At 47.9% G+C, this 780-nt stretch carries 1 protein-coding gene and 1 pseudogene; one reads left to right on the top strand and one right to left on the bottom strand.

The annotated features are described in order from the left end of the window. The coding region (locus C7K08_RS14805) for an adenylate/guanylate cyclase domain-containing protein (RefSeq protein ID WP_133165342.1) at nt 1–574 on the top strand (574 nt) is incomplete at its 5' end. A gap of 38 nt (nt 575–612) precedes the next feature. Here C7K08_RS14805 and C7K08_RS14800 read toward each other — a convergent pair. Continuing rightward, nucleotides 613–780: pseudogene (locus C7K08_RS14800) on the bottom strand (Asp-tRNA(Asn)/Glu-tRNA(Gln) amidotransferase subunit GatB); the annotation flags it as partial.

Genomic DNA, 780 nt, shown 5'->3' with positions numbered 1-780 from the left:
CCGCACCTTACCCGTAACGGTGTTATTTAGTGATCTAAAAGGATTTACTGCCCTCACCCAACAATTATCTAAAGAAGGACGCAGCACAGATTTAGTGCAGCAACTAAATACCTATTTAGGCGCCATGGTGGAGGTGATCACAGCCCATGGCGGCACCGTAGATAAGTTCATTGGTGATGCTGTGATGGCGGTATTTGGCTCGCCCCGCAGCCGTGGTGTTGCCATAGAAGCAGTTCAAGCAGTTCGTTGTGCCCTTGCCATGGGCGAGCGCCTGGAGCAACTAAATCAACAATGGCAAATAAATAACATCGCTCCCCTTGCCAGTGGCATTGGCATTGCCAGCGGAGATGCTGTGGTGGGTCAAATCGGCAGCCCGCAACGGCTGGATTTCACTGTGATTGGCGACACTGTTAATTTGGCAAGCAGGCTGGAAAGCCTCACCCGTGTGTTGGATGCTCCAGTATTAATCAATCAGCGCACTGCTGAATTGATGCAACCGCAAATGGGGGCTCAAAACCTTGGCAAACATTCAATAAAAGGCATGGGCGATGTGGCAGTATTCAAGCCAAATTAATGCAATAAATCAATCAATTGCATTCACAAACTTATCCATCAACCCTTGAGCTTAGTTAACAGGATTTGATTGGCAAGCTTTGGATCAGCCCTGCCGCCAGTTTGTTTCATTAATAGGCCCACAAAGAAGCCTTGTAATTTATTCTTACCGCCCCTAAAAGCTTCCACTTCAGCGGGATGATCCGCAAGCAACTGATCAACAATTGC

Origin of the sequence: Synechococcus lacustris str. Tous, from assembly GCF_003011125.1 — a bacterium.
Lineage (GTDB): Bacteria > Cyanobacteriota > Cyanobacteriia > PCC-6307 > Cyanobiaceae > Synechococcus_D > Synechococcus_D lacustris.
Note: the sequence above shows the minus strand (reverse complement) of the source record. Positions and strands in the feature narration are given on the sequence as shown.